This is a genomic window from Enterocloster bolteae (assembly GCF_002234575.2).
Taxonomy (GTDB): Bacteria; Bacillota; Clostridia; order Lachnospirales; family Lachnospiraceae; genus Enterocloster; species Enterocloster bolteae.
This window is the reverse complement of sequence record NZ_CP022464.2, coordinates 102,263-128,864: the sequence shown is the minus strand read 5'-3', so window position 1 is coordinate 128,864 and position 26,602 is coordinate 102,263. Positions and strand designations below refer to the sequence as shown.

Annotated in this window: 24 protein-coding genes; 7 read left to right on the top strand and 17 right to left on the bottom strand. The window is 48.8% G+C overall.

Features of this window, described 5'->3' with window-relative positions:
* Positions 1-31 precede the first annotated feature (31 nt).
* The 5 genes from CGC65_RS00625 to CGC65_RS00605 all read right to left on the bottom strand — a co-directional run bounded on the left by CGC65_RS00625 (position 32) and on the right by CGC65_RS00605 (position 5,352).
* Positions 32-874, bottom strand: a complete 843-nt coding sequence (locus CGC65_RS00625) for a carbohydrate ABC transporter permease (RefSeq protein WP_002565844.1) — start codon at positions 872-874, stop codon at positions 32-34.
* A 4-nt stretch (positions 875-878) separates the two neighbouring features.
* Positions 879-1,784 (bottom strand): carbohydrate ABC transporter permease, encoded by a 906-nt coding sequence (locus CGC65_RS00620; RefSeq protein WP_002565843.1) that lies wholly within the window; start codon positions 1,782-1,784, stop codon positions 879-881.
* 150 nt (positions 1,785-1,934) lie between these two features.
* A complete protein-coding gene (locus CGC65_RS00615) occupies positions 1,935-3,329 on the bottom strand; it encodes an ABC transporter substrate-binding protein (RefSeq protein ID WP_002565842.1) in 1,395 nt (464 codons plus the stop codon).
* Between the two features lie 61 nt (positions 3,330-3,390).
* The gene (locus CGC65_RS00610) at positions 3,391-4,575 is read right to left on the bottom strand and encodes a trans-sulfuration enzyme family protein (RefSeq protein ID WP_002565841.1); all 1,185 of its coding nucleotides are present in this window, start codon (positions 4,573-4,575) and stop codon (positions 3,391-3,393) included.
* Between the two features lie 93 nt (positions 4,576-4,668).
* Complete coding sequence (locus tag CGC65_RS00605) at positions 4,669-5,352, bottom strand: FadR/GntR family transcriptional regulator (protein ID WP_002565840.1); 684 nt, start codon at positions 5,350-5,352, stop codon at positions 4,669-4,671.
* Between the two features lie 319 nt (positions 5,353-5,671).
* Between CGC65_RS00605 and CGC65_RS00600 the strand changes: the two genes are divergently transcribed.
* The 5 genes from CGC65_RS00600 to CGC65_RS00580 all read left to right on the top strand — a co-directional run bounded on the left by CGC65_RS00600 (position 5,672) and on the right by CGC65_RS00580 (position 11,567).
* Complete coding sequence (locus CGC65_RS00600; RefSeq protein ID WP_007036342.1) at positions 5,672-6,349, top strand: Crp/Fnr family transcriptional regulator; 678 nt, start codon at positions 5,672-5,674, stop codon at positions 6,347-6,349.
* Positions 6,350-6,624: 275 nt separating this feature from the next.
* On the top strand, positions 6,625-8,031 hold the full coding sequence (locus tag CGC65_RS00595; RefSeq protein WP_002565838.1) for a YfcC family protein: 1,407 nt from the start codon (positions 6,625-6,627) through the stop codon (positions 8,029-8,031).
* A 37-nt stretch (positions 8,032-8,068) separates the two neighbouring features.
* A complete protein-coding gene (locus tag CGC65_RS00590) occupies positions 8,069-9,259 on the top strand; it encodes a M20 metallopeptidase family protein (protein WP_002565837.1) in 1,191 nt (396 codons plus the stop codon).
* An 18-nt stretch (positions 9,260-9,277) separates the two neighbouring features.
* Positions 9,278-10,195: a dihydrodipicolinate synthase family protein gene (locus tag CGC65_RS00585; protein WP_002565836.1), complete on the top strand. Its 918-nt coding sequence runs from the start codon at positions 9,278-9,280 to the stop codon at positions 10,193-10,195.
* Between the two features lie 16 nt (positions 10,196-10,211).
* Positions 10,212-11,567, top strand: a complete 1,356-nt coding sequence (locus tag CGC65_RS00580; protein WP_002565835.1) for an FAD-dependent oxidoreductase — start codon at positions 10,212-10,214, stop codon at positions 11,565-11,567.
* An 83-nt stretch (positions 11,568-11,650) separates the two neighbouring features.
* Here CGC65_RS00580 and tadA read toward each other — a convergent pair whose 3' ends face one another.
* Positions 11,651-12,385 carry a tRNA adenosine(34) deaminase TadA gene (tadA, locus tag CGC65_RS00575; protein ID WP_002565834.1) on the bottom strand — a complete coding sequence of 245 codons (735 nt, stop codon included), beginning with the start codon at positions 12,383-12,385 and terminating at the stop codon, positions 11,651-11,653.
* A 94-nt stretch (positions 12,386-12,479) separates the two neighbouring features.
* Between tadA and CGC65_RS00570 the strand changes: the two genes are divergently transcribed.
* Positions 12,480-13,178 (top strand): anaerobic ribonucleoside-triphosphate reductase activating protein, encoded by a 699-nt coding sequence (locus CGC65_RS00570; protein WP_002565833.1) that lies wholly within the window; start codon positions 12,480-12,482, stop codon positions 13,176-13,178.
* Between the two features lie 198 nt (positions 13,179-13,376).
* On the opposite strand, the gene CGC65_RS00565 is transcribed toward CGC65_RS00570, so the two are convergent.
* Positions 13,377-15,968, bottom strand: coding sequence for a DUF6128 domain-containing protein (locus tag CGC65_RS00565; protein WP_039896993.1), 2,592 nt, complete (start codon positions 15,966-15,968; stop codon positions 13,377-13,379).
* Positions 15,969-16,177: 209 nt separating this feature from the next.
* Between CGC65_RS00565 and nagB the strand changes: the two genes are divergently transcribed.
* Positions 16,178-16,903 (top strand): glucosamine-6-phosphate deaminase, encoded by a 726-nt coding sequence (gene nagB / locus CGC65_RS00560; RefSeq protein WP_002565831.1) that lies wholly within the window; start codon positions 16,178-16,180, stop codon positions 16,901-16,903.
* Positions 16,904-17,085: 182 nt separating this feature from the next.
* On the opposite strand, the gene CGC65_RS00555 is transcribed toward nagB, so the two are convergent.
* The 10 genes from CGC65_RS00555 to cysK form a co-directional block, all read right to left on the bottom strand.
* Entirely contained in the window at positions 17,086-17,658 is a 573-nt protein-coding gene (locus CGC65_RS00555) for a hypothetical protein (RefSeq protein WP_002565830.1), read from the bottom strand.
* A gap of 28 nt (positions 17,659-17,686) precedes the next feature.
* Positions 17,687-18,136, bottom strand: coding sequence for a MarR family winged helix-turn-helix transcriptional regulator (locus CGC65_RS00550; RefSeq protein WP_330666544.1), 450 nt, complete (start codon positions 18,134-18,136; stop codon positions 17,687-17,689).
* Positions 18,137-18,259: 123 nt separating this feature from the next.
* A complete protein-coding gene (gene murD, locus CGC65_RS00545) occupies positions 18,260-19,609 on the bottom strand; it encodes a UDP-N-acetylmuramoyl-L-alanine--D-glutamate ligase (protein WP_002565828.1) in 1,350 nt (449 codons plus the stop codon).
* The gene (locus CGC65_RS00540; RefSeq protein ID WP_002565827.1) at positions 19,606-21,060 is read right to left on the bottom strand and encodes a MurL-like N-terminal domain-containing; all 1,455 of its coding nucleotides are present in this window, start codon (positions 21,058-21,060) and stop codon (positions 19,606-19,608) included. Before CGC65_RS00540 ends, murD begins: the two co-directional genes overlap by 4 nt.
* A gap of 227 nt (positions 21,061-21,287) precedes the next feature.
* Positions 21,288-21,815, bottom strand: coding sequence for a spore maturation protein (locus tag CGC65_RS00535; RefSeq protein WP_002565826.1), 528 nt, complete (start codon positions 21,813-21,815; stop codon positions 21,288-21,290).
* A gap of 179 nt (positions 21,816-21,994) precedes the next feature.
* Positions 21,995-22,192, bottom strand: coding sequence for a doubled motif LPXTG anchor domain-containing protein (locus CGC65_RS00530; RefSeq protein ID WP_038282294.1), 198 nt, complete (start codon positions 22,190-22,192; stop codon positions 21,995-21,997).
* A 56-nt stretch (positions 22,193-22,248) separates the two neighbouring features.
* A complete protein-coding gene (locus CGC65_RS00525) occupies positions 22,249-22,755 on the bottom strand; it encodes a hypothetical protein (RefSeq protein WP_002565825.1) in 507 nt (168 codons plus the stop codon).
* A gap of 283 nt (positions 22,756-23,038) precedes the next feature.
* Positions 23,039-23,911 (bottom strand): tyrosine-type recombinase/integrase, encoded by an 873-nt coding sequence (locus CGC65_RS00520; RefSeq protein ID WP_002565824.1) that lies wholly within the window; start codon positions 23,909-23,911, stop codon positions 23,039-23,041.
* Positions 23,912-24,108: 197 nt separating this feature from the next.
* Positions 24,109-25,200, bottom strand: coding sequence for a putative NPN-dependent ornithine cyclodeaminase (locus tag CGC65_RS00515; RefSeq protein WP_002565823.1), 1,092 nt, complete (start codon positions 25,198-25,200; stop codon positions 24,109-24,111).
* Between the two features lie 152 nt (positions 25,201-25,352).
* Positions 25,353-26,285: a cysteine synthase A gene (cysK, locus tag CGC65_RS00510; protein ID WP_002565822.1), complete on the bottom strand. Its 933-nt coding sequence runs from the start codon at positions 26,283-26,285 to the stop codon at positions 25,353-25,355.
* Between the last annotated feature and the right edge of the window lie 317 nt (positions 26,286-26,602).

The following is a 26,602-nucleotide window of genomic DNA, read 5'->3' as shown; positions in this document are numbered from 1 at the left end:
CCCCGGCCGGTTCCTATGCAGGACAGCACGCTTAACCTTTAACCGAACCCGCCGTAAGCCCTTCTATCATATATTTCTGGGCAAAGGCAAATAGACACATGGTAGGTACCAGGGACATGATGGTTCCTGCTGCCATCTCGCCCCATTTGATATCATATTTAAGAATCAGGCCGTTAAGTCCCACCGGTATGGTCTTGAACTTATCCACATCTATAAACATGACAGCCATAAAAAGTTCATTCCAAGAGTTGATAAACGCAAAAATAAATGTTGCCGCTATACCGGGCATGATAACCGGCACCACCACCTTAAACAATGCCTTAAAATAGCCGCATCCGTCTATCCAGGCAGCCTCCTCCAGGGATTTTGGCACGCTGTCAAAAAAGCCGCACAATGTCACCACGGAGAAGGGAATCATCATATTCGTGTAGAGCATGGCCAGGCTGCGCAGGTCGTTGAGCATCTTCGCCTTTGCCAGAAGCTGGTATAAGGGCGCCAGCATGATAAACATGGGAATCATCTGGGTGACCAGGAAAAACAGCAGAAGTACGTTCTTAAACCGGAAATGGAACCTGCTTATGACATAACTGGCCAGTATGGCAATAAACACCGCGCAGGTGGCTGCCACTGCCGAGGAGAAAAAGGAGTTAAGCATATACCGGCCGAAATTCCCCTTCCACAGCATGGCCACATAGTTGACCGCGGACGCAGGATTGGGCAGATACCGTACCGGAAACGCATAGATTTCCCCCTGGGACCCTTTTAAGGATGTGAGAAGCATCCACACAAAGGGAAACATGGTCAGCACAAGGAAACATGCCAGTACCAAATATTTTAACAGGCTTTTAAGCCTTCTCTTAGTTTTCATTGTCATGATATCATGCCTCCTCGTCCGTATACTTGGTGGCAACCAGATAAATGGCTGCAAATACAATGAGGAACAGGATACACAGCACGCCCACCGCTGACGCCAGGCCGTAATCCAGACTCTGGACCAGCTGCATCATGTAGGACGTAATGATGTTGGAGGACCCCGCAGGCCCGCCCTGGGTCATGGAGTAAATCAAATCCGGGAAATTGAAGATCCAGATAACCCGCAGCAGCACCGTCAAAAGCAGCACGGAACGAATACAGGGCACCGTGATGTTGGTAAACTTCTGGTACGGGCTGGCGCCGTCCACATCCGCTGCTTCATACAGGTCTTCCGACACGCCTCTTAAGGCTGCCGTAATCATAATAGTAAAAAATGGAATTCCGTACCATATATTGGCTATGATACAGGAGTAAAGGGCCGTGTTCTTGCTGGCCAGCCATCCCACCGGCTGGCTGATTAAATGTATCCTCATGAGCAGGTCATTGATAACCCCTGAGGTTCCGTTGAACATCCAGCGCCACATGATGCCGATAATAAATCCCGAAACAGCCCATGGAAAGAAAATCAGCCCCTGATAAAGGCTGGAACCCTTAAATTTCTTCTTCAGAAGCAATGCCATGGCAAATCCCACCGTAAACTGGACAAACAGGGAGATTCCCACCCATTTAACCGTGTTGAGCATGGTGGAATAGAAGGTATTGCTGGTGTTGTGGGCAAACAGCTTACTGAAATTTTCCAGACCCACCCACTTGATATTCTTGACATTCATCAGATTGTAGCTCTGGAATGCCATCAGGGACCCCTTTATCATCGGATAGTAGGTAAATATCATGGGAAACAGTATGGCAGGAAGAACCATGATAAAGATAAACCGGGCTCTCCTCATTTTTAATTTCGACGTTTGTTTCATGCCATCCCCTCCTTGCCGGCTGCGTGTGCCGGCTTCCCCGGCACGGCGCGCACAGCTCTGTATCCGGAAGTGCCGGGAGCAGGTCCCCCGCTCCCGGCACCCTCCGGTTCTTACTGCTTGTGTTTCATTCGTTCTCTGGTCAATCCGGCCTTACCACTTCTGGCCCTCATCCTTGTAAGCCTGGGTCCAGAACTCATCTAACCACTGCAACAGCTCATCATCCGTGATTTCATCCGTCAGGTATTTCTGGTACATGGTATCAACCTCTGTCTTGTAGGTTGCAAATGCCTCGTACATCTGCGGATATGCAGCATGACGGTATACATCCGGCTCCTTTGCCATATCCATATACATTGCAAAACGTCCCTCGGAGAAATAAGGATCCTTTTCAGCAGCGTTGTTGTGAATCGGGATTGTGGAGTAGTTCTTGGCAAAGTATGTGTTATTCTCGGAATTAGATAAGTACAGCAGGAAATCCGCGGTCTCATCCGGATGTTCTGTAAAGGATGTCATACCCCAGCCTGCGAAGCCGTTGGGGAATACTGCCTGGCCGGACGGTCCCTTGGGGAATGGAACCAGCGCCCACTGGTCATCCTGCATGTCTGCGGAACAGGTAGCGATTACTTCCGGATCCTGAATCAGCATGGCTGTGGTACCGCCCACAAAGCCCTGAACCATCTCTGAGAATCCCCACGCAATGGAGTCCGTGGGACAGGTGTTCTTAAACAGGTCTTTGTAGAAATGCAGCGCCTCCTTTACCTCGGGCAGTGTAAAGATAGTAGCTCCGTCCCCATCCTTTAAGAAGTAAGCCGCATTGGGATCTGCCACCTTATCCGTACCAATCCAGCTCCAGTAAATGGTATCCGCATACTGATAGCCGCTGGGGCCGCCGCGGAAGGAGTAGCCGAATCTGCTGTTAGCCGGGTCTGTGATGGCAAGGCCTGCATCATAGATGTCCTGCCATGTCTCCGGCTGGTCAAGCCCTTTCTCCTCAAACCAGTCTGCGCGGTAGAACAGTCCTCTCTGATAGAATCCGTAAGGAATCAGGTAAGCGCCTCCCTTGAGATAATGAATTACCTCGTCAGCCGATTCAGTCAGTGTGCCCTTCTCATCCCACGCGTCAATGTACTTCTGAAGATCGGCAATCCATTCATTGGTGGCATACTGGGTCACAGTGGAATCACGCACCTCCACGATGTCTGCGCCGCTGCCGTTCATAAGCATCTGGGTAATCTTGGCATCTGCATTCTCCAGCGGCGGGGAAATAATGTCAATGGTAATATTTGAGTGCTCAGCCTGATACTTGTCCGCAATCTCCCTCAGAACAGCTGTCCTCTCAGGGCTGGTAAGGGACTCCACCAGGGTGATGGTGACGGCTTCACCGGATTCTGCCTTCTGGCTGTCCGCCTCTTTTTTGCCTGCATCTGCCGCCGTGGACGCCCCGCTGTCTGCTGCTTTTGTGGCATCCGGAGCAGCACTGCCGCCTCCGCATCCTGTCAGCATCACTGCCGCCAATGCCATTGCTGCTAATTGTTTCTTCTTCATCTGTTCTCCTCCTTTTTACTGCTTGATTTTCACTGCTTCTTGTTGCTGTTCCTCTATGCTTCTATATCTTAGCAAGAGCTGATTCCAAATCTGAAATCAAGGCCTCTGTACCTTCCAGTCCGCAGTGGATGCGGATAACATTCTGACCTGCCCCCAGTACCCGGCACGTCTCCTCATCCAGTCTGGCGTGAGGCAGGAACACAAGGCTCTCAAACCCGCCCCATGATACGCCTATCTTAAATATCTTAAGGCTCTCTGCCACCTTGATTGCATCCTCTGTGGTTCCGTGAATCTCAAAGCTCATAAGCCCGGTGTTGCCAGTCTGCTGCTGCTTCATCAGATCATACTGGGGATGAGAGGGGAGTCCGGGGTAATTCACCCTTTGTACCTTTGGATGGGCCTCCAGGAATTTTGCCACCTCCATGGCTGCGGCCTGGTGCGCCGCCAGCCTGACCTCCATGGTCCGCAGGCCCCTTATCATGAGCCATGCCTCCATAGGGCCCACGATTCCGCCCAAAAGTTCCCTGTTGGCCGTCAGCTTCTTCATGAGCTCCTGGTCCTTTACCGCCAGCATACCTCCGATGATATCGCTGTGTCCGCCAATGTACTTGGATGTGGTGTGCATCACGATATCCGCCCCCATATCCAGGGGCTGCTGGTAGATCGGGGTACAGAACGTATTGTCTATGTATACCAGCGCCTGGTGTTTCCTGGCAATGCGGGACACGGCCCGTATGTCCTGAAGGGAAAACAGCACAGAGGACGGGCTCTCCAACACAATCAGGTCCGTGGCATCTGTCACAGCCTCCTCAAATTCCTCCACCCTGTCACCGGTCACATACGTAAGGGTAATGTCCAAGTGCTCCGTACAGTATTTGCTGAGGAAATCCTTTAAAGGCCCGTATGCATTGTGAAGGCATACCACATGGCTGCCTGCCTTGCAGGCTGTAAGGACTGCCGTGGTGGCAGCCGCCATACCGGACGCAAAAGCCAGGGCTCCCACGCCGTGCTCCAGAGCCGCTATCTTGTCCTCCAGTATGCGCACCGTAGGATTCTGCACCCTCCCATAGCAATATTTGTGCTTGTCTGTCCGGTCAAAGTCGTAATAATCCTCAAGCGTCTCAAATACATTGAGGGAATTCATGAATACCGGGGGAACGATAGCATTGTAATAATGCTCGTACTCTTCTCCATAATGGGCCGTGATTAGCTTTGTACTTTTTAGGTACTCATTCTGATTTGTCATATTGTTACCTCTCTCCTCCCTGGCTATTTGTAAAAAATATACAATCCTATATGCTATATGCTATAATATAGGTTGGGATATACTTATAAAGTATCAGCGTTGATTCCGAATATCTCTGTACACAGCATCCAAAAGTTTTTCATTGATCGCCTGTGCCTTTTTGACATTCTTTTCGCAGATTGCATTATAAAGCTCCTCATGAAGAGGAAGGCTTTCTAAAAACGGGTCCTCCATGTTCAAAGGAAATTCCCAGAACTTATCCATGACACCGCTGATGGACAGAATCAGCTGATACATAACCTGGTTATGGGACAAACGGTAGATGGTATAGTGAAACTTCTTATCCTCTGCTGTCTGCTGCTCTCCCCGGCGGAATTTTGCCATCAGCACCCTTGTTATGGCTCCCAGTTCTTCTAACTCCTCCCGGGTTGCGGAATGGATCACCATGCGCAGTATCTCCCGCTCTAATATCTTGCGTACCTCCAGGGTGTCCAGGAGAAGCTCCTTCTCCTTGGCAAAATCAATCAGTCTCAAAAGGTCATTGACCTCCTGGCTTCCCACATAGATACCCTTTCCGTTCTTAGCTTCCAGCACATTCCTGGCTTCCAGCGTCTTCATGGCTTCCCTGAGGGACGTCCTGCTGACCCCCATCATCTCTATCAGTTTTTCCTGTGAGGGAAGGCGGTCGCCGGGTTTTAAACCATTTTCCTGGATGTAATTCTGTATATATCGGATTATCTCTGACTGAAGAGATGTACGCTGTATTTTACTGTTCATTCTGCTCACTCTCATGATGTTTTTTGTTCAAGTTTATAATATTAACCTTACCACCTATGGCATGTATTGTCAATAATGAATTATATCTTCGTGTTGTTTCCTAATTATATATGCATATTATACAACTCCATTTTCCTGTCCGTTTTAAAACACTGTCAGAATTTTGCATGATGGGCCGGCGGCCCGTGATGAGCCGGCCCAAAAAGAACCCCCTTTACAGGTGAACAGTGCTTGTGCTATAATTTACAGCAATTAGTTCTTTTATAAACTCACGAATCGCAGCTTCTATAGGGATATGCCATTATTATACTTGGAGTGAATGGAGATGCAGTTGGATAATTCTAGTTTTACTCTGCCAAATAAAAGAAACGCGGTATTAGAACGACTCATTGAATGTCATGGAGAAACATGTGTATATCCTGCAAGAAAGATATTTCTGACACCAGGCCAAACACTTCAAGGGGTATATTATATCATCACAGGCAGAACACGCCATTACATGATTGGAACAGACGGAACCGAGAAGATACTGTATACGCTTTCTGACGGGTGGTTTTACGGCGAAACACCGCTGTCGCTTCGGGAGTCAACCGGATTATTTTCTCAGGCAGAAGTGGAAACCCGTGTCCGTATTATTCCCTATCAGGATTATGAGATACTGCTTGATACTAATAAGGTTTTCCGTGAAGCCATTCTTGAGAGTTATTCAAAAAAAATGTTAATTATGCGCCATGAAATTGAGAGCCTGGCTTTTAATTCCTGTAAAGATCGCTTAAAACGCTTATTCTGTTCCACAGCTGATACGTCCTGTCTGTTAGAAAACAAGTGGTATAATCTGAAGGTACATTACACACAGCAGGAGTTGAGCGCAATTATCGGCAGCTCCAGAATCACAATCAGCAAAACCATAAAGGAATTATGCAACGAGGATTTTATTCGTATTTTGAACCGGAATACACAGATTAATGCTGCTGCATATAATAAGGTGATGCAGTAGTAAATCTGTCGAACTTTTATAAATATTTTGTATAGTAAATGTAAAAATATATCAAATTATACATCAAAAGACTCATGTACTTTTTCATGAGTCTTTTTTGTGTGAACTGTTTTTAAATCAATGTACAAAAAGATGCATTTTATATGTTTTTTCATTGTAACTTAGGAAGCAGTAACATTACTAAATGTATGCTAGAATTATTTCCATAATTATTTGACAGAAAGGTGGGTAGAATTAATAATTTCAAAAATCAGTTGACAATAGGAGGAAATGGTATGAAAGAAGGCAATAAAAGATCATGGTTCCCGAACGTATATACAATCTTGTTTTTGTTAGCAATTGTATCGGCCATTTTAACATGGATTGTCCCCGCGGGAAGCTACGAGCGTGTGACAGAAGAAAATGTAACAAAGGTTGTAGCCGGCACTTATCATGTGATTGGTCAGAATCCTCAGGGGCCATGGGAAATCTTTCAGGCCCTGGTAACAGGTTTTAAAAATCAGTCCAGCCTTATTTATATGATTTTGTTTGTAGGCGCAGCTGTTTACATGATTACAGAAACAAAAGCAATTGACACAATTTTTATGAAACTGGCAAAGGCCGTAAAGGGCAGAGAAGAAATAGCTATTTTCTGTGTTATGTTTTTCATGTCCATGGGCGGTGCCACAGGTGTGTTCGGAAACGCAACCCTTGTTTTGATTCCCATTGGAATTTTCCTGTCACAGGCCATGGGATTTGATAAGACCCTGGGATTTTTCATGATTTTCTTCGGACAGTTCGCTGGTTTCAATGTGGGCTGGGCAAATGCGGGCGTATTGGGCGTGGCGCAGGCAATCGCAGAGGTACCGCTGTTTTCCGGTTTTAGTGCCAGGGTAATTTTCCATATCGTAAACTTTACATTGAGTTATGCGTTTGTTATCTTCTATCTTCACCAGATCAAAAAAGACCCCTGCAAAAGCCTGAATTATGAGCAGGGCCTGAAAACAAATGATATCATGGGCTATCAGGACGGCGAGTTAGGCGATGCCCCTGTAACAAAGGTTCAGGTGCTGTCTATGCTGTGTATGGTGGCAGGTCTGGCTGCGGTTGTAATCGGCGCATTGAAGTTTAAATGGGGCGCGGACAAAATTTCTGCAACATTTCTGGTGGTTTGCCTCCTGATCGGATGTGTAAGCTGTAAGGATATAAACGTGGGTTTCAACCGTTTCATTAAAGGCTGCGCAAGTACGGTAGGCGCTGCTTTCATCGTAGGCTTTGCAAATTGCCTGACTGTCCTCATGAGCAACGGCATGATTCTGGATACAATCGTATATTGGCTGGCAAAGCCAATCAGCCACATGGGTGCTGTCTTAGGCGCCGGCTTCATGTTCCTTGCCAATGCTCTTATTAACTTTTTCATTTCTTCTGGTTCCGGCCAGGCTGCAGCTGTTATGCCAATTATGGTTCCAATCGCAGATTTAACGGGTATTACAAGACAGGTTGCTGTACAGGCCTTCCAGTTCGGAGACGGATTTACAAACTGTGTCATTCCTACCATCGGTACCTTGATGGGAGGTCTTGGTTTTGCAGGTATTTCTTATGGAAAATACTTAAAGAAGGCAATGCCTCTTATTCTTGTTCAGATTACGCTGGCGTTCTTTACACTCATGTTTTTACAGAGCATAGGCTGGACCGGACTTTAAGTATTGAAGATACAAAGGCAGCAAGAAGGAGAATCACATGACAATACATGAATTAGTAGCTTCACTAGAACCTGAAATTAATGCAGTCCGCCAGCAAATCCACGAAAATCCCGAGCTGGGCCTTAAAGAATATAATACAAGCGCTCTCATAGAAAAAGAACTGCGTGAAAAAACTCATGTTGACAGAATAGAGCACATCGGTGAAACCGGACTTCTGGTGGAAATAAAGGGAACGAAACCGGGCACCGCCCACTGCATCGCACTTCGCGGAGACATGGACGCCCTCCCCATAAAAGAAGACGAGAGCCACGAACTGCGGAGCAGGACAGACGGCATAATGCATGCATGCGGACATGATGTACACACATCCATCCTGTTGGGAGCAGTGAGAGTTCTGGAGCATTACAGAAATCAGATTGCCGGATCCATTCTGTTCTTTTTTCAGCCGTCAGAGGAAACGCTGCAAGGCGGAAAACTGTTTGCTGAAAGCCCCAAAATCGACTTCCATACCATTGACGGTGTGGCTGCCCTGCATGTAACACCTGACTTATGTGCCGGAAAAATCGGGGTACGCTATGGCGCAATTCTTGGAAGTTCAGACGAACTCACCATTACCGTAAAAGGAAAGGGCGGTCATGGGGCCCATCCTGACACAGTTATCGACCCCATCCTGTTAGCTGCCCAGATCGTACAGGCACTGCAGATGCTGGTTTCCCGTGAACTTGCGGCAGACGAATCCGGTGTTGTCTCCCTCTGCTCCATCCAGGGCGGAAATGCATTTAACATCATACCTGATTCCGTTGTATTAAAGGGTACCATCCGTGCCCTGGACCCAAAAGTCCGGGAGCATATACTAAAAAGAATCCCGGAAATATGCAAGGGTATAGCCGCTGCCGGACGCGGTGATGCAGAGGTGAACATCAAACTGGGGCCTCCTCCGCTGGTCAGCGACAGCCAATGGGTCGATCGGGTAAAACGCTGCGGCAGCAAACTTCTAGGTCATGAGAATGTAATCGAACTGGCTCATCCAAGTATGGGCGCCGAGGATTTTGCATTTGTAATGGAGAAGGCACCTGGGGTTTTCGTTAGGTTTGGTTCGCGAAGCGAAGGCGGTCCTTATGGCGGGCTCCACAGCCCCCACTTTTACTGTGACCGGAAAGCTCTCACCACAGGTATCCTGACACTTGCTGGTATTGCTTTGGATTTCTTTGATGTGGATTTTGAATAATAAAAAAGGAGATAAGCAATGGTCCAATTACACGGCTCATGGGTAGCAATGCCTACCCCATTTACAGAGGATGACAGAATTGATTTTAAGGGCTTTGAAACCCTGATTGACCGTCAAATAAAGTATGGAACTTCACAAATTTTTATTCTTGGTTCAGCAGGAGAGGTAACCCTGCTTACATTGGAAGAGAAAAAAGCCATTGTACATGAAGTGATTAAGATTGTAAACGGAAGAATTCCTGTATTTTTCAGCGCAGCGTCCATGACCACGCAGGCAAGCGTAGATTTTGCCAGGTATTGTGAACAGGAGGGGGCTGACGGGGTCATCTTTACGGTTCCGCCCTATGTTTTGATTAACCAGACAGCCGCTTTTATTCATATGGATACCTGCATGAGCTCCGTAAGCATACCCTGCGGTATCTATAACAATCCTTCCAGACTCGGCGTTCAGATTATGCCGGAAACAATTAAAAAGCTGTCCGACGCACATCCGAATTTTGTAGTGGATAAGGAAGCCCTTCCAAATGTGGAGCAGCTGGTTCAGGTACAGCGCCTCTGCCAGGGCAAAGTTAAGATTATGTGCTGCGATTTCCCGAAATATTCGATTGTACTTCCAACCCTGGCTGTAGGCGGAACCGGAACAGCCAATATCGGCGGTAACATTATTCCGGAGGAAGCGGCATTGTATTCCCGCCCCTGGACGGATATGAACATCATTGAGGAATGCAGAGAGAATTATTTTAAATGGTTTCCTCTTCTTCAGGCGCTGTATACGTTCTCTAATCCGGTTGTGATTAAAGCGGCTTTAAATATTCTCGGCCTTCCGGGAGGACATCTGAGAAAACCTTACCAGGATTATGCCGGAACCAAATTAAAGGATCTTGAAAATTTGATGGGTGAAATGGGTGTCATTGACAAATATGGAGTAAAGAATTAAAAACCGGAGGTTCAACATGGCAGAGAAACTAATTGTTATAGGAGGGACCGCTGCCGGCCTGAGCGCGGCATCCAGAGCCCGCAAAGAAAAACCTGACATGGAGATTCAAGTCTTTGAAAAATCCGGATTTGTCAGCTATGGAGCCTGCGGTCTTCCCTATTTTGTAGGAGGACTAATTCATGATATCAATGACTTGGTGGCAATCAATGCGGAATCGTTAAAAAACATGCGGAATATATCCGCCTGGATACACCATGAGGTGCTTCTCATTGACCCGGAAAAAAAGGAGGTCTCTGTAAAAAATCTGGATACAGACCAGGTCAGCATACATTCTTATGATAAACTGGTGATTGCCACAGGCGCAGTACCAGTGGTGCCTCCTATTCCCGGAATTCACTCGGATGGGGTATATTATCTGAGGAACATGGAAGATGGCATCCGCCTGAAAGCTGCCGCAAGAGAACATGGGCGGGTCTGCATCATCGGCGGCGGAGCTATCGGACTTGAGGCCGCCGAGGAGCTAAGAAACGCCGGGCTTTCAGTATCCGTTTATGAGCAGTTTCCAAGGCTCCTTCCATTTTTAGACAACGCCTTTTCCCAGGCCCTGGAGGATACGCTTATAAAGCACGGCATAAACGTACACACAGGCACACAGATAGCCGAAATCCTTTCTGAAGACGGAAAAGCCAGCGGAATCCGAACCGCTTTTGGAGAGATCGAACCATCCGATATAATCCTTGTATCAGCTGGGGTAAAACCGGCCGGTGCACTGGCAGAGCAAGCCGGACTTGCGCTGGGGCTAAAGGGCGGAATTATCGTAGATGACGAGATGCGTACAAGTCACAAGGATATCTGGGCCTGCGGAGACTGCGTGCAGATGAAGAACAGGATTACAGGAAAACCAGCTTACGTCCCCCTGGGCACAACCGCCAACAAGCAGGGGCGCATTGCAGGCGGTAACGTGGCAGGCGGACATGATACATTTAAGGGAATATTGGGTTCCATGGTCACAAAAGTGTTTGAGCTCTTTATCGCCGCGACCGGCCTGTCTAAGGAGCAGGCAGCCGGAGAGGGCTATGATGCCATATCGGTCAGCATTACGAAGGCAGACCGCGCTTCCTACTATCCTGGGGGCCGCGATAATCACATCTGCCTGATCGTTGATAAAAAAACAGGCCGCCTTCTGGGCGCCCAGGGCATCGGAAGCGAAAGTATCGCCGGAAGAATTAATGTGTTGGCAACTGCAATTACTTGCGGTATGACAGTGGAAGAGATAAATGAGTTAGACTTGGTTTACGCTCCTCCTGCAGCCCCTGTTTATGATCCCATCCTCATCGCAGCAAACCAGGCAATGAAAAAAATCACAGAATAAATAGTAATGGTTCAGGACGGCACTCCTTATCCGGTTTTTTGGTTCAGGGAGATATGCCGTCCTGCACGGTTATAATAAGAAAATTATTTTTTGCGTTCACGCAGGCTCTGGAAGAAGTCCGACATCAGCTTGGAACACTCCTGCTCAAGCACCCCCTCGGTCACCTCCGCCTGATGATTAAAGCCCGGCACATGGAGCATGTCCAGCACAGACCCCGCACAGCCGGCCTTGGGGTTCATGCAGCCCACTGCAATCCGGGGTATGCGCGCCTGCACAATCGCCCCTGCGCACATGGGGCATGGCTCCAGCGTTACATACATGGTGCAGTCCTCCAAACGCCAGTCTCCTATTTTTTTGCATGCCTTTTTAATGGAAATAATTTCGGCATGGGACAGCACACTTTTATCCGCATTACGCCGGTTATATCCCCTGGCAATAATCTTATCCCCGCGGACAATCACGCATCCGATGGGCACGTCTCCGATGGCGGCCGCCTTTTGGGCCTGTCGAAGCGCCTCCCTCATAAATCCCTCATCCTTCTGTCTCTGCCTCAATCGCTGCTCTTCTGCCGCAAGAGCTGCAAGTCGCTGCTTCTCCATTCTCTTTTCATAATTTCTGCGCCGTGTTTCCTGCCCCTTTAAACGGGCTGCTTCTATTTCTGCTGCTTCTCTGTTGCGGTTTTCCCGGTTTGGCATTAGGGGTTCCTGGCTTGTTTCTACGGTTTTCTGATTTAATTCTATTCTTTTCTGATTTGACGCCATATTTTCCTGTTTTAATGCCATATTTTTCTCTCCTATATCAGATGGCCCTTTTGCCATGAATTGATTCCTCTTTTTTTAAAGCTTTATGTATGTTATACTTTTTTATTATATAGAATAAACCAAAATTTGAAAAGGGACAGGTTAAGAGGCCATGAAAATATGCGGACTGCAAAAGACTACGCTGCTGGACTTTCCGGGCAGAGTGGCCGCAACTATATTTACAGGAGGATGTAATTTCCGGTGTCCATTCTGCCATAACAGCGGGCTTCTGGGTTCAGACGCAGAAGAATATGAATGCCAGGAGGATATTCTGGCATTCCTGGAAAAACGCAAACGGGTACTGGAAGGTGTTTGTATCACCGGAGGCGAGCCCACCCTGCAGCCGGACCTGGAGGAGTTCATACGGAAGGTGCGGAGCCTGGGACTGGCAGTGAAGCTGGATACCAATGGTTACATGCCTGGAATATTAAAAGATTTGTGCGCCAAAGGGCTTTTGGATTGTGTGGCAATGGATATTAAAGCCGGGCGCAATCACTATGAAGAAGCAGCCGGAGTTTCCGGCCTTTCCATGGAACGGATAGATGAGAGCATCGAATTTCTTCTGTCAGGCAGCATCCCCTATGAATTCCGGACAACCGTTGTCCGCGGTATTCACACCTCTGATGATTTCAGACAGATTGGACCGTGGATTAAGGGGTGTCCGGATTACTACCTGCAGTGCTTCACGGAGTCCGGGGAAGTACTTGTTCCCGGACTCTATTCAGACTTTTCAAAAGATGAAATGATGGCATTCGCTGATTTGGTGCGCCCCTATGTGGGGCAGGTTTCCCTGAGGGGAATTGATTACTAGAGCGTGCTTTGTCCTGAGGATGCAGGGAGGGTCATACCTCCGGCGGATTCCTTATGGCAGACAGCTGGAATGAATTTTCAAACGCGTCCTAAGCAAATTAACGGATTCCCGCAAAGTTTAGTACAGTGTTAAATCTAATGTATCCTTGATTTTCACCCCTTCCGGCGCGGTCTGACTGCACCGGTAGGGGTGACTTTTTTAATCCTGGTTTTCCAGCCGCACATCTGTATACCAATATCCAAAGCGGCCGTCCTGTGACGGCTGTTTTCTTGCCAGCACGAAATGCGGGAAGCCGAACATGGATGCCATGTATTTTTCATTGCTGTAATAATTGCCGGGAACCCCAAGTATGTACCGGGTGCGTCCCTTTGTTTCATCGCCGATGCGGGCTAATATCAGATAACGGTAATTGTAGTATCCGTGCAGCAGAAAGCTGTTATTGCCATAATTCCAGTTCTCCCTTGGAAGCAGTCCGATATCCTGGGGTTTAATTGTCAGAATCTCACACCCATTTGCACTGTCAAAGGCCTGTATCTTGGGATACCGCTTACGGAAGCCCTCCCACAGCCTGCCCGGGAAGTCAGATTGCTGTTCTTCCTGCTCCAGCCGTTCTAAATCCTGAGGATTTCCCAGTATCAGAGTTTCTTCGCCTGCATCAACCACAGGCACTCTTTCCTCCGCCTGCCCAGCTGCTTCGCTGTTATCACCTGCCTCAGGTCCGGCCGGCCGCATCTGTCTGCCCTGGTTTTGTATCTGGCTTCCGGGACGCTGGTTGGGTAACGGCTGACGGTTTGACATCGGCTGCTGGTTTGGCATCGGCTGCTGGTTTGGTATCGGCTGCTGGTTTGGCATTGGCCGCTGGTTTGGCATTGGCCGATGGTTTGGCATTGGCTGCTGGTTTGGCATTGGCTGCTGGTTTGATGTCGGCCGATGGTTTGGCATTGGCTGCTGGTTTGGCATTGGCTGCTGGTTTGGCATTGGCTGCTGGTTTGATGTCGGCCGCTGACCCGGCATCGGCTGCTGGTTTGGCATCGGCCGCTGGTTTGATATCGGCTGCTGATTTGGCATTGGCTGTTGGTTTGATATCGGCTGCTGGTTTTGTATCGCCTGCTGACCCGGCACTGGCTGCCGATTTGTAACTGGATGTTGGCCCAGCGAACTCTGCCCCGGCGTTTGTTGACGTGACGGCATAGTCTGGTTGCTTGGCATCAGCTGGCGGAGCATCCTTGACTGTTGATTCGACATTGGCTGCTGACACGGTACTTGCTGCTGACCTGGAATTGGCTGCTGTCCTGGCATTGGCTGCTGTCCTGGCATTGGCTGCTGATTCAACGGACACTGGTCCATCATCTGTTCCTGGTCCGATTGACCCCCGGAAGAACCCGTACGCACTGTCCCTGCAGGCATATGCCTGCGGGGCATTCCAGGCCTGGTCATAATGTTTGGTCTGGGAACCGTCCTGTTTTCCGGCATATTATCTGGCTGCAGGGGAATACGGGTATCAGGAACCATACCTTCCTGTCTGGGAAGTCCCATGTTCAACGGATCATGAGCGGTTTGAAGCTCACGGGGCACGCTTTCATTTTCCTCATAAAGCTGTTTTCTGATAGATGTAACATTCTTTTCATCCCAGCCGTGCTTAGAATTCGGCTGTTCACCAAAATCCCCATTGCCGCTCCAGGCTCTATGGTCTGTTTCCTGCTCTCTGCCCATGTTTGGCGTAATCATACCATCCATCTGTTCCATATCTCTTTTTGGTGTGATTCCTGCCAGGCCGCTATTTTGAAAACCTGCCTTATGTTCTTCAGCCGCTTTTCCCAATTCTGCCGTTATCTCTGACTCTGCCGTATTCTCTGACTGGCTCTCTAATTGGGAATCCGGGATACCTCCTGATTCCTGCGCTTCCTCTATTTCATTTGACATTTCATCCGGCATCCCATCTGTCAGGGATTCCGGCTCCAACTCCATACTGTCTTTATCATCCGGCAACAGCTCTGGTTCCAGCGCCAAATCGTCCCTGTCATCCTGATTCTCCTGCTTTTGGGACATTTCGACCGTATCTGCCTCTATTGACTCCGGTAAAATCTCTTCCGCTCCGACTACTTTTTCCGCAGCCTGATCCAATGCCTCTGTCATCTGATTGGCCTCATTCTCCGTCTGATATACTTCTTCTGACGTTTGGGCCAATACCTCTGTCTCCTGCACAACCTCCGCACCCTCCGGTGTCTCCGCGTTCTTCATAGCCCCACGACCAGCACTCATCTGACGCGCCTCTGCCGGAGAACTGCTGAGCACAGGGCCGTCTCCGCCTTCTGCTGCCTTTTCACCGGACCGCAGCTCCTGATTCAGTTCTTCCACTTTTCTATGTATCTGCGCTTCTGCATCTCCTACTTTACTGGAGGTCACATCCGCCAGCTCCACTTCCGCTGCATGGGCCACCGCATCCTCCCAGATGGTCGTATATGCCCGCCATGTATCCCCCTGTTCATGAATCGTCAGGCCATAGCACTGGTCCATGCTGCAGCCCGAATCAGCGGCATTTTCCACATTTACCACGGCGCGGAACTCACCGCCTCCGCTGCGGATAAATATACTGCCCAGAAAAATTTCTTTTCCCGGGGCCAGCAGATAAACCCCCAGGTCGCTGCTTCCAACGTAAACCTTTTTTACATTTACGCTGAGCTTGCATTGCCCATTCCGGGATTCCAGCTTGGCAAACCCAATATTCTTTCCTTTTACCTCGCCTTCATAGGCGTAGATATAAGATATCAATCTCCGATAATTGGTCATACTTTCACTCCTCGCACCCATAATCTGCAGCTGCCCTGAACACGGCCTATCTGCTTTTATAAATATTTTATGCATTTACCCCTTGAAAGTATGTTAGGAAAATGTTATCCTATATTTAAAGATTTATAAAAATTTTTTCCAAATTAGTGACCCTCTGGAAATCCGGGGCACCGCAACTACTAATAATGTATGGAAAGGTGGCAATTATTATGAAAATCTACAAAGCAAAAGATTACGATGAATTAAGCCGCAAGGCAGCCAGCATCATCGCCTCCCAGGTCCTGATGAAACCTGAATGTGTCCTTGGCCTGGCAACCGGATCCACCCCAATCGGCACTTACAAGCAGCTGATCGAATGGTACAACAAAGGTGATTTGGATTTCTCCGGTGTAAAGAGCGTGAACCTGGATGAGTACAGAGGACTTACCAGGGATAATGACCAGAGCTACTACTACTTCATGTATAACAATCTCTTTAAGCATATTAACATCAACATGGACTGCACCAATGTACCCGACGGCACCCAGCCTGACAGCGATAAGGAGTGCTCACGCTATGAGGACGTGATTAAGAGCCTGGGCGGCATTGACCTGCAGCTTCTGGGCCTGGGGCATAACGGCCATATCGGCTTTAATGAGCCGGACGAAGAATTTGCCAAGACCACTCACTGTGTGGACCTGACCCAGAGCACCATCGAGGCCAATAAGCGTTTCTTTGCTTCCATTGATGATGTTCCGAAGCAGGCTTATACCATGGGTATCGGAACCATTATGAAGGCTAAAAAAATCCTTCTGGTTGTCAGCGGTTCTGACAAGGCTCAGATTCTCCATGATGTGCTCTGCGGCCCTGTAACTCCTCATGTTCCCGCATCCGTACTTCAGCTGCATAACGATGTAATAGTTGTTGCAGACGAAGCAGCCATGGCTAAATTATAAAATCAGGCCTGCTTCACCTGCATACTTAATAATGATAATTTATCATTGGAAATCTTATACTATAAAAACCATGCCTCCTTCCAGACAAAGAAAGGGGCATGGTTTTTTAACCTGTGGCAAAACAGAGGCGGCTGCCCTTAAGTGGAGTTTCCACTTACAGGACAGCCGCCTCTTTCACTTCTTTATTCAACAGACTCATAGTCCGCATTATAGGTAAGATAGTCGCTATCTCCCTGCTTAATGTCGTCGCCTTCATAATTACCGCCGTTCACTTTAAGCTTAAGCTTGGACAGCTCAAAGTTTTCAGTGAATGTATTGCCAATCTCAGTGAGGAACATCTTGTCGGAACAGCCCTCTGCGCTCTCAGCCTGACTTAAGTCCAGGGTTCCAACCGCGTTCTCATCTTTTCCCTCAATATCAAAGCTGAGGACCTCTGTGCCGTCAGTCAGCACACCATATTCAATCAGCTTGTCCACCAGCAGCTGTGCGTCCAGGCCTTCCGTGTCCAGGGAATCCATATCCTGCACCAGGCTTCCGCCGCCTCCGTGATATATGGAAATCACAGCTACCGGCATAACGTTGGGATCCGGAACTTTATCGCTGGCCCCGCCTGTGCTTGGGGGAACCATATCCTCCTGGGATTTAGCTGCTGCCGCAGCAGTGGTTTCTTTTTTCTGTTTTTCAGTGGTAGGTGTACAGGCTGCCAGGGATACTGCCATCAGGACGGTCATAACACCAATCAACCATTTTTTCATAATTGTAAAGCCTCCTTAAATAATCCTCTTAAAAACTTCTGAACCAGGTGTTGAGCTTTGTCAGCGCCTTTACCAGGGCCTCCAGCTCTTCCTCTGTCAATTCTTTCACTACGCTGTCTATCATCTGTTCATGGAACTTCTTATGATGATAATAAGCCTTAACTCCTTTTTCTGAAAGGGATATGAATACGACCCTGCGGTCCTCACTGCTGCGGTTACGGACTACATAGCCCTTTTTTACCAGGCTGTTCACGGATATAGTTAATGTTCCCACCGTGACCGACAGTTCCCGGGCAATGGATGACATGTTCTTTGGCCTGTCTATGCCGATGGCGTCTATGACATGCATATCGTTATTGGTAATATCACTAAACTCCGAGGTGATAATTGCCTTCTGCTCTATATCATTGACATCGCGGAACAGGCTAACCAAAACTTCATTCAGCGTCTCGTAAGCTCCCACGTTTCTCCCTTTCACTTTCTGCTTCAAAAGCTTCTTACTGATTGTACAGTATTTTAAGTGTTCGCACAACCCCCTAAATCCTTATAAAATTCTTAAAAGGTTGTGATTTTTTTGTTTCATTTACATTTTTATCCAGATTTACTTATTAAATACAAGACGCGAAAATGTTTCTCCCCGTTCCTCAAAATTCCTGAAGATGCCATAGCTGGCAGCGGCCGGCGACAGCACGCAGCTTGTACCGGGTCTCGTTATCTGACGCGCCCGCTTGACACCGTCTTCCAGATGCTCCGCCAGTATAAGCCTGGCCCTGTTCTTAAATTCAGGATAATACTTATGTATCTCCTGGTATATCCTTTTGCCCGTGGCCTCCATCAGGATGATATGGGGCACCTGGCAATCCGACAGATATTCAATCAGTTCCCTGTAGTCGATTCCCCGGTCCATACCGCCTATGAGAACTGTATCCGTATCCTTCAGCGTCTTAAGGGCCTGAATGGTGGTATCGCAAATCGTAGAGATGGAGTCGTCATAATATTTCACTCCCTCCCGCTCCCCAATATACTGAAGCCGGTGGGGAAGGGGTTCGTATGTCTTAAGCCCCCGGGCAAAAACCTGGTCATCCATTCCCAGTATGCTGCACACTCCATACGCCACGCCGATATCAAAATAATTATGCTGTCCCAGAAGCTTGATTTCATCCGTAGGGATACAAAAAGACTTTCCCCGGAAGTGAACCCAGGTTCCGTCCTGCTCCTGAACCACGTCCAGCTCTTTGCCGCTGCCGTCCATACCTGCCCTTATCAATCCGGACGGACAGGTTCCCTCTTCCGGCAGGCACTGTACGTTGCAGATCAGAATGTCATCCGGCCCCTGGTTTTTAAAGATATGATGCTTGGCTTCCACATACTTTTCCATGGTACCGTAATGGTCCAGATGCTCCTCATGGATGTTCACCAGAATTCCTATATGGGGTGAAACCGTCATATATTCCAGCTGATGGCAGGAAAGCTCAAACACAATCCTGGTGTCCGGCTTCACTTCCTCCATGTGGTCCAGGGCCGGTATACCTATATTGCCCACCAGAAGGGCATCCATGCCCGCCTGCTTAAGCAGGTGATACAGAAGGGTCGTGACCGTACTCTTGCCCTTGGTTCCCGTGATTCCGATAATCTGATCCCGGAAACACTGGAAAAACACCTCTGTCTGCGACAATATACTGCACCTGTATTCATTTTCAGGCCGCTCCAGGACAATGCCCGGGCTTTTAAATACAACATCGTAATCATCCATACATTTCTGGTAATCCGGGCCGGTATGCCACACCGTACCGTCTTCAGGCACGGCAGCCGGAGCCTTCAAATCCGCTATGTCCAGAACTTTATATGTTCCCAGCCGCCTGAGGACATTCCAGGTGGACTGTCCTTCTCTGCCATAACCCAGAAGCAGTATGCGTTTCCCCTTAATCCAGGGCTCTATCTTCTCTATCACGTCTGTTCTCCTTGCAAGCCGTCTGTACAGCATTTCCTCACCAGCCCCGCTAATTCATCCGGGACCAGGTTATTCCCGTCATAATAGGATGAGTACTGGTCTCCCCTGGTTCTGTAGGTCTGATACAGGTCTGTGGTTTTATAATAGGATAGAAGACAGGGCAGCGCCTCACCTGCATCCTCCAGCCCTTTGATCGTAAGTACGATGGCTGTATTGATTTCATCACGGCTGCCCACACACTCAAAGGGTTTCTCTTCCTCTATCCCAATCAGCTGGTCCAGGGTTTCCTTCATATCCCAATCGTCCAGCATGTTCCGGCCAAAGATATCCCTGACTTCCTGAGGCTTAAGAAAGGGCGACAGAATCAGGTACACAAACAGACACTTGGGGCAGTGTCCGCACCAGGAATCAGTCTTGCTCCCGGCATTACAGCTTCGGAATATGCCGTGGTACTGCTTCTGCCCCGCAAAAAACCTGGCAATCTGGAATTCACTCAAAGGGCGCAGCATACTGAAGTAGTATGCGCTCCCCTTCAGGTATGTGGTCTGATAATAATGGAAATCTTCCTCAAACTTAAAGCTTTTGGAATACTGGTGGTTGACCGTGCTTCCCTGGACCGTGCTCTCGTTGGCACTGGATTCGTTGGACAGGGCCACCATGGTCAGGCCATGCATCCTGGCTGCTATAATGCCGGAAAAAGCCACCAGCGCAGAAAAAGGCGTATGCCCATTCAGATATCCCTGACGGTTGAGCTCCAGCATGTTGGAATCCAGGGTGCGCTTTGCGCTTATGACATGGGCCGCGTCCAGGCCCGCCACCTCGGTGGTGTGTATGGTGGCCCCTCTGGGATTGATAATATAGGCGCAGACGGGCCTTCCCGCCAGACGCAGAAGCTCCAGCGTCACCGCTGAATCCTTTCCTCCGCCTATGGGGACCAGGACGCCGTTACCCTTCCCATCTGTTTCCACACCACATTCCTCATGCCGCTCTTTATATTGGTCTGTGCAGGGATCTTTAAGCTGGCACGCGCACTGAGTCTCATGCTGGCCAACGCACCGGATATCCATAAAATGATTGGGATCCGCTTCCTTTATACCGTTCACATAGAAAAATTCACCCAATCCGTTAAAATACAGATCCTTCCACCAGTCAATCTGGTCCTGGTTCAGCCATCCGGCTTCCACTGTCACTATAGGCGGGCAGGCTATTTTCCAGTAGCTTACCAGCTCCACCATTCCCAGGGAAAATATCATGTCCTGCATAAGCCTGTCTTCTGACCATCTGCGGCAGTCCCCCTCTGTCTTGGGAAACACCCATACCGGCGCAAACTCAGACAGTCCCAGGGTCTCAAACCGGTATGTGATCTTCAGGCAGCTGTCATTTTCCTCTATCTCATATCCTCTGTAAGCAAACCGGGGATACTGTTCCCGCAGGCTCAGATACTGTTTCATTCCTCATTCCTCTTCTCTTCACAGCATAAACCCGCTGTATGCCAGTGTATGGCCGTAGCGTCCAGCCGTAATGCTCATTCCGGCTGGACGCAGGCATACCCTAAGGCCCTGATGTAATCCTATACAGGGCGCACATACAACGGATTCCCTTTTACTATGGCTATTATAGTCAATAACCCTTGATATTGCAATGTTTTTTTACACGCCAGCAAGCGCCGGACACAGCTTTATCTGACCGCACCCGCCAGCACCACGCTGGCCGCCACTCCCGCCGCCGTGGCAATAAGCCCCCCTGCCAATGTATACCTGGTCCTGGTAATGCCTACGCTGCCAAAATATACGCTCAGGCAGTACAGCACTGTCTCCGTACTGCTCATGAGTACAGACGCAATAAGTCCAAGCGAGGAGTCTGTGCCGTACTCCTTAAATATATCCAGCACCAGCCCTGTGGCGGCTGAGTTGGATACCAGACGCACCAGGACCACAGGCACGATTTGGGGCGGTATGTGCAGAAGAGCCGCGGGCATCTGCAGCAGCTCTCCCAGAAAATCCAGAAATCCGGATGCCCTGAGGACTCCCACCGACACCAGAAGTCCCACCAGGGTCGGCAGGATACCTGCCACTGTCTTCATGCCGTCCTTTGCCCCGTCGATGAAGTCGTCCAGCACCGGACGGCCCGATAAAAGGCCGAATCCCACAATATAAAAAATCATCAGAGGGACCATTGCCTCTGACAGGAAAATCAGGAATTTCATATATCAGTTCCAGGTCCGTTTGTTTATTACATCTTATTCCCCTGATCTTTGTTTCATGACGGGAAATGCCCCTGCGCCTTTTCTCCCCTGTTATCATAAAAACTGCCGTCCAAAGAGCGGAACGGCAGTTCTGATTTTACGGTAGTTCTGATTTTACGGTATATCCATTCTGCAATCCGTCATGAGTCCCTCTTTCTTCCATGAAGGGCAATATACAATCCGGATAACAAAGAGGAAATCACCGCTGCAAGATAATAACTGCGGGGCCCTTCCCCTGTCTTTGGCAGAGGCGCAAGAGGCACATCCTCATCCAAAATCGTTATTTGGGCCGGTTCCTCCGGCCATTGTGCCATGGGTACCTGCAAAGTATATACCATGGCGGTTACATCCAGATCACATTTTACACATTTGCTAAATTTTTACTAAAAGCCCTCTACACCTGTATCATCCTCACCATCCGCATCAGTTCCAGAGCGCTCCTGAAGCTGACAACCTCTCCCTTTGTGATTCTCCCGCGCACACTTCCCTGCAGACTGGAATTCTGTCTGTATTTTATATAGACCACCAGCACTTCCCTGGCCTTTAAGGCATGCTGGAAAGGAATACGGTCTATGCTGTACACCAGATTATCCCTGCTGACCTGGGGATGACGGGCACTGTCCTCCCGGTACTGCCTTTCCATCTCTCTGTTCAGGAACCTGTAATCCGTAGTGGACTGAGGAGCCCCCACCCAGTTGCACATCTCATCCAGCTTCAATACCATGTCTCCGGCCCCATTAAACAATACCGGCTCCCTCAGATAACAGTTGTAGATTTCCCCGCAAGGCTCCCCTTCCCTTGTGCCCTGGATACATACCAACATTGTACTTGCCCTGTCGGATACGATTAGTTCCTCAATTCGTTTTATGGCCTCTTCATCCTGTACTAATGTGCCGCCCATATTCTCAGCTCCTCTTCCCTCTTATGCTCTTTGATTTCCGGATTACAACAGAATCCCCCTTTTGTTGTAAATTTCCGCGCCATCTGTCTCCCCCCACCCATCCGGGCATAATTTTGCGGTTCATTCACACTCAATTGCACACACAAAAACCAGGCCGGTTAGACATGGCTTTAACCAGCCTGGTTTTTGTGGGATAACAGCCGTAAAACTCAGCAGCTTTTCACATTCATATGGCATACGTTCCAAATATGTAGTATAATAATTCTTAACAGAACTCCGGCGTTTACAACAAAAGGGGGATTCTGTTGTATCTGTCTATCAGCAGATTCATTTTCTCCAGTTGTCTCAGGTGATTCTCCCCGCTTTCCATTGTATAAATTCTGGTTGTGTTGACACTGCTGTGTCCAAGTATGTCTGCCAGCCTTACCAAATCCTTTTCCTGGCTGTAATACACCCTTGCAAACAAATGCCTGAGATTATGAGGGAATACCTTGTCCGGATTAACCCCTGCCTTATGGCTGATTTGTTTCATCTCCCTCCATATGTTACTCCGGTCCATGGGCTTTCCGCTGCGTGTGACGAATATCATACCGGATATAATGTTTCTCTTCCTTGCATATGCCTTAAGAAGCCTGCACAATCCGTTGGTCAGGAATACGGTTCTTATCTTTCCCTTGCAGTCCACCTCCGCAACCTGCTTATCCACCGCATTCACTGTAATGAAGCTCAGCTCGGATATACGGATTCCGGTGGAGCATACGGTCTGCAGCAGCAGGCTAAGTCTCTCATTCCCCTCACCGCGGGCAACGTTCACAAGCCGTATATATTCCTCCCGTGAAAGCTCCCTCTGCCCGGAACAGAACATCCTATGCTTTACTTTTATGAGCCGTACCGTGCAGTCCTCCCAGCCAAACCACTTAAAGAAGCCGTTCAGTGCCGCAAGGGCGCTGTTGGCTGTAACCGGTGAAAACTGTTCCCTTAACGTATCTTTCCACACAATCACCAATTCCTTACTCACCGGCTTTCCATCGGCATATTTCCTGAACAGGTTCAAATAATAAAAATATTTCTTAATGGTGCCGCTGCTCATTTCATTCTGATGCATCTCCCCGCAATAGTCCTTTATCATATTGTCTGTGATTATTCTCTTAGCCATGTCCGTTCCTCCTTGGGTTGTCCCGGGTCTGTCCCTTATGGGGTAGGCTTCCCATTCATTGGCGGATTATTCTGCTGTAATGCTTCGGTATAACAGGTAACGCCAAAAAGGCACCCGAAACCAAAACAGTTCCGGATGCCCCTTCATAACCATATCATTCTCATAATTACGCCCTGAAAAGCTGCGTATTCCAGCTTCTACAGGCCAAGGCCCTTGCTCACATTCACTACAAAGTCCTGCACATTGGTCACAATGCTCTTGGCAGACAGGCTTCCCCTGTCACCCAGTTTATTCACGGCGAATTCAGACACATCTACACTGTAAAAATACACCTGGCGTATGGTCCCGTCCGGCATAACACGGAAGGAAGGAGTCATATTGCCCGTTGCAATGGAGTGAAGGGTGGTGGCCATACAGATGACCGTGGTAGCTTTCCTCACACAGTCTCTCATGGCATCCTGGCCCTCATATACATTGGCGTACACCTCCGGCAGCGGGCCGTCGTCACGGATGGAACCCACCAGCACAAAGGGTACATCCTTCTTCACACAGCTGTATATGATGCCGTTATCAATTCCCTCCTTCTCAACAAAGGCCGGAATGGAGCCGTGGAATTTTACCCGGTTGATGGTGTCGATGTGGTTGTAATGACCGTTTGGCTGGCTGTACTGGGTATAGATGTTCTGACCCAAAGCAGTGTTTAAGTAAGCCCCCTCCAGGTCATGGGTGGCCAGCGCATTGCCTGCTAAAAGGGCATCCACATACCCGTTCATCACCAGTTTTGAAAAGGCTTCCCTGGAATCGGAATCAAAAGCACAGGCAGGTCCCATGACCCAAACCACATATCCGTGTTCCCGCTCATGGCGAAGCAGCTCATAAATGTTATCATAATCCTTGGAAAAGGCCGTCTCCCTGGAGCGTCTCTGGCGGAAGGCAAATGCTTCGTCATGGCCTCCCTCTCCCTCGTCAAAGCCGTGGGGATATACAAAAATACCGTCCTCACAGTTCTCGGTCCTCCCCGTAAAGACCAGGTCCCCCTGTTTTAAGTTCCTAAACTCCCTGACATAAATCTTCCCATTCTCGTACACTGCCACGCAGTCCATACGGCTCTCTTCTGCCAGCAGCCACTGGCCCTTAACCTTAAAATACTCCGGAAAAATGGTGGTTGCATGGTAATGCTCCGGCGCCACCTTATCCTTGGGCGCCGGGGCCGTCACAGCGTCCGGTGCATCCGTAAATTGGCTTTGGCTGAAATCCGGCTCCTTATATTTTACCAGTTTAAAAGACATTGCGTTATCCCCCTATACGGTTTGTTTATGGATTTAAGCATATCACGATTACCGCCGCCGCGCAATGACGCCAGACCATGTTTTCCACAGCCTGGCGTTATAATATTGTATATGGTTGTATGTTGCCTAAGGATTCACCACATTCTGCTCCCCTACTCCACAAACAAAGCCGTGGAATAATACCGGTCCCCGCTGTCAGGCAGCAGTGCGACAATGGTCTTTCCCTCATTCTCAGGCCGCCTGGCAACCTCAATCCCAGCATACAGTACAGCCCCCGATGAAATACCGGTAAGAAGTCCCTCTGTCCTGGCCAGCATCTTTGCTGTTGCAAAGGGCGCTTCATTATCCACTGTTATAATTTCATCGTATACGCGGGTATCCAGAACCTTGGGTATGAATCCGGCTCCAATTCCCTGAATCTTATGAGGGCCGGCACTTCCTCCGGAAAGAACCGCCGATGTGGACGGCTCCACGGCTATTACCTTGATGCGGGGATTCTTTTCCTTCAAGTATGTTCCGGTCCCTGTAAGGGTGCCTCCTGTTCCCACGGAAGCCACAAATATATCTACCTGTCCGTCCGTGTCCTGCCAAATTTCCGGACCCGTACTCTCCATATGAGCCCTGGGATTCACCGGATTATCAAACTGACCCGGTATGAAACTGTCCGGAATCTCTTTTGCCAGCTCCTCCGCTTTCTCAATGGCACCGCTCATCCCCTTCTCACCAGGTGTGAGCACAATCTCAGCCCCATATGCCTTCAGTATATTGCGGCGCTCCACGCTCATGGTATCCGGCATGGTCAGTATCATTCTGTAACCCTTGACTGCCGAGACAGCGGCCAGACCAATGCCTGTGTTGCCTGAGGTAGGCTCAATGATAACGGAACCCGGTTTCAGCCGGCCGGTACGTTCCGCGTCCTCAATCATGGCCTTCCCAACTCTGTCCTTTACACTCCCAGCCGGATTAAAGTACTCCAGCTTCACAAGAAGACGCGCTTTCAGCTGTTCCTTCTTCTCGATATTGGTCACCTCTACCAACGGGGTGTTGCCTACCAGTTCAATGGCTCCCTTATAAATCTTAGACATAGCTTCCACCGTTCCCTCACAGGCGTGCAGGGCCTTTCTTATTTATTCATAGTTTGTCACTAGGTTTTCTAGGATTATATGTCCGGGGAGGCATTTTGTCAAGTATTAATTCATCCAAAGATGCAGGGATTCGTAATGGATTCATAATTCTGCAGATTTATAAATTAACCCTTGATGCTTGCTTTTGTGTGTATATAATGTTATATTGTAACAACCAGACGATAGAGGAATATAAGTATCTGTCGCTCATTATCCTATATTTTATAATATCTATATGTATCTGGGTCTTAATGATCCATCTTAGTATTCTGCCCCGT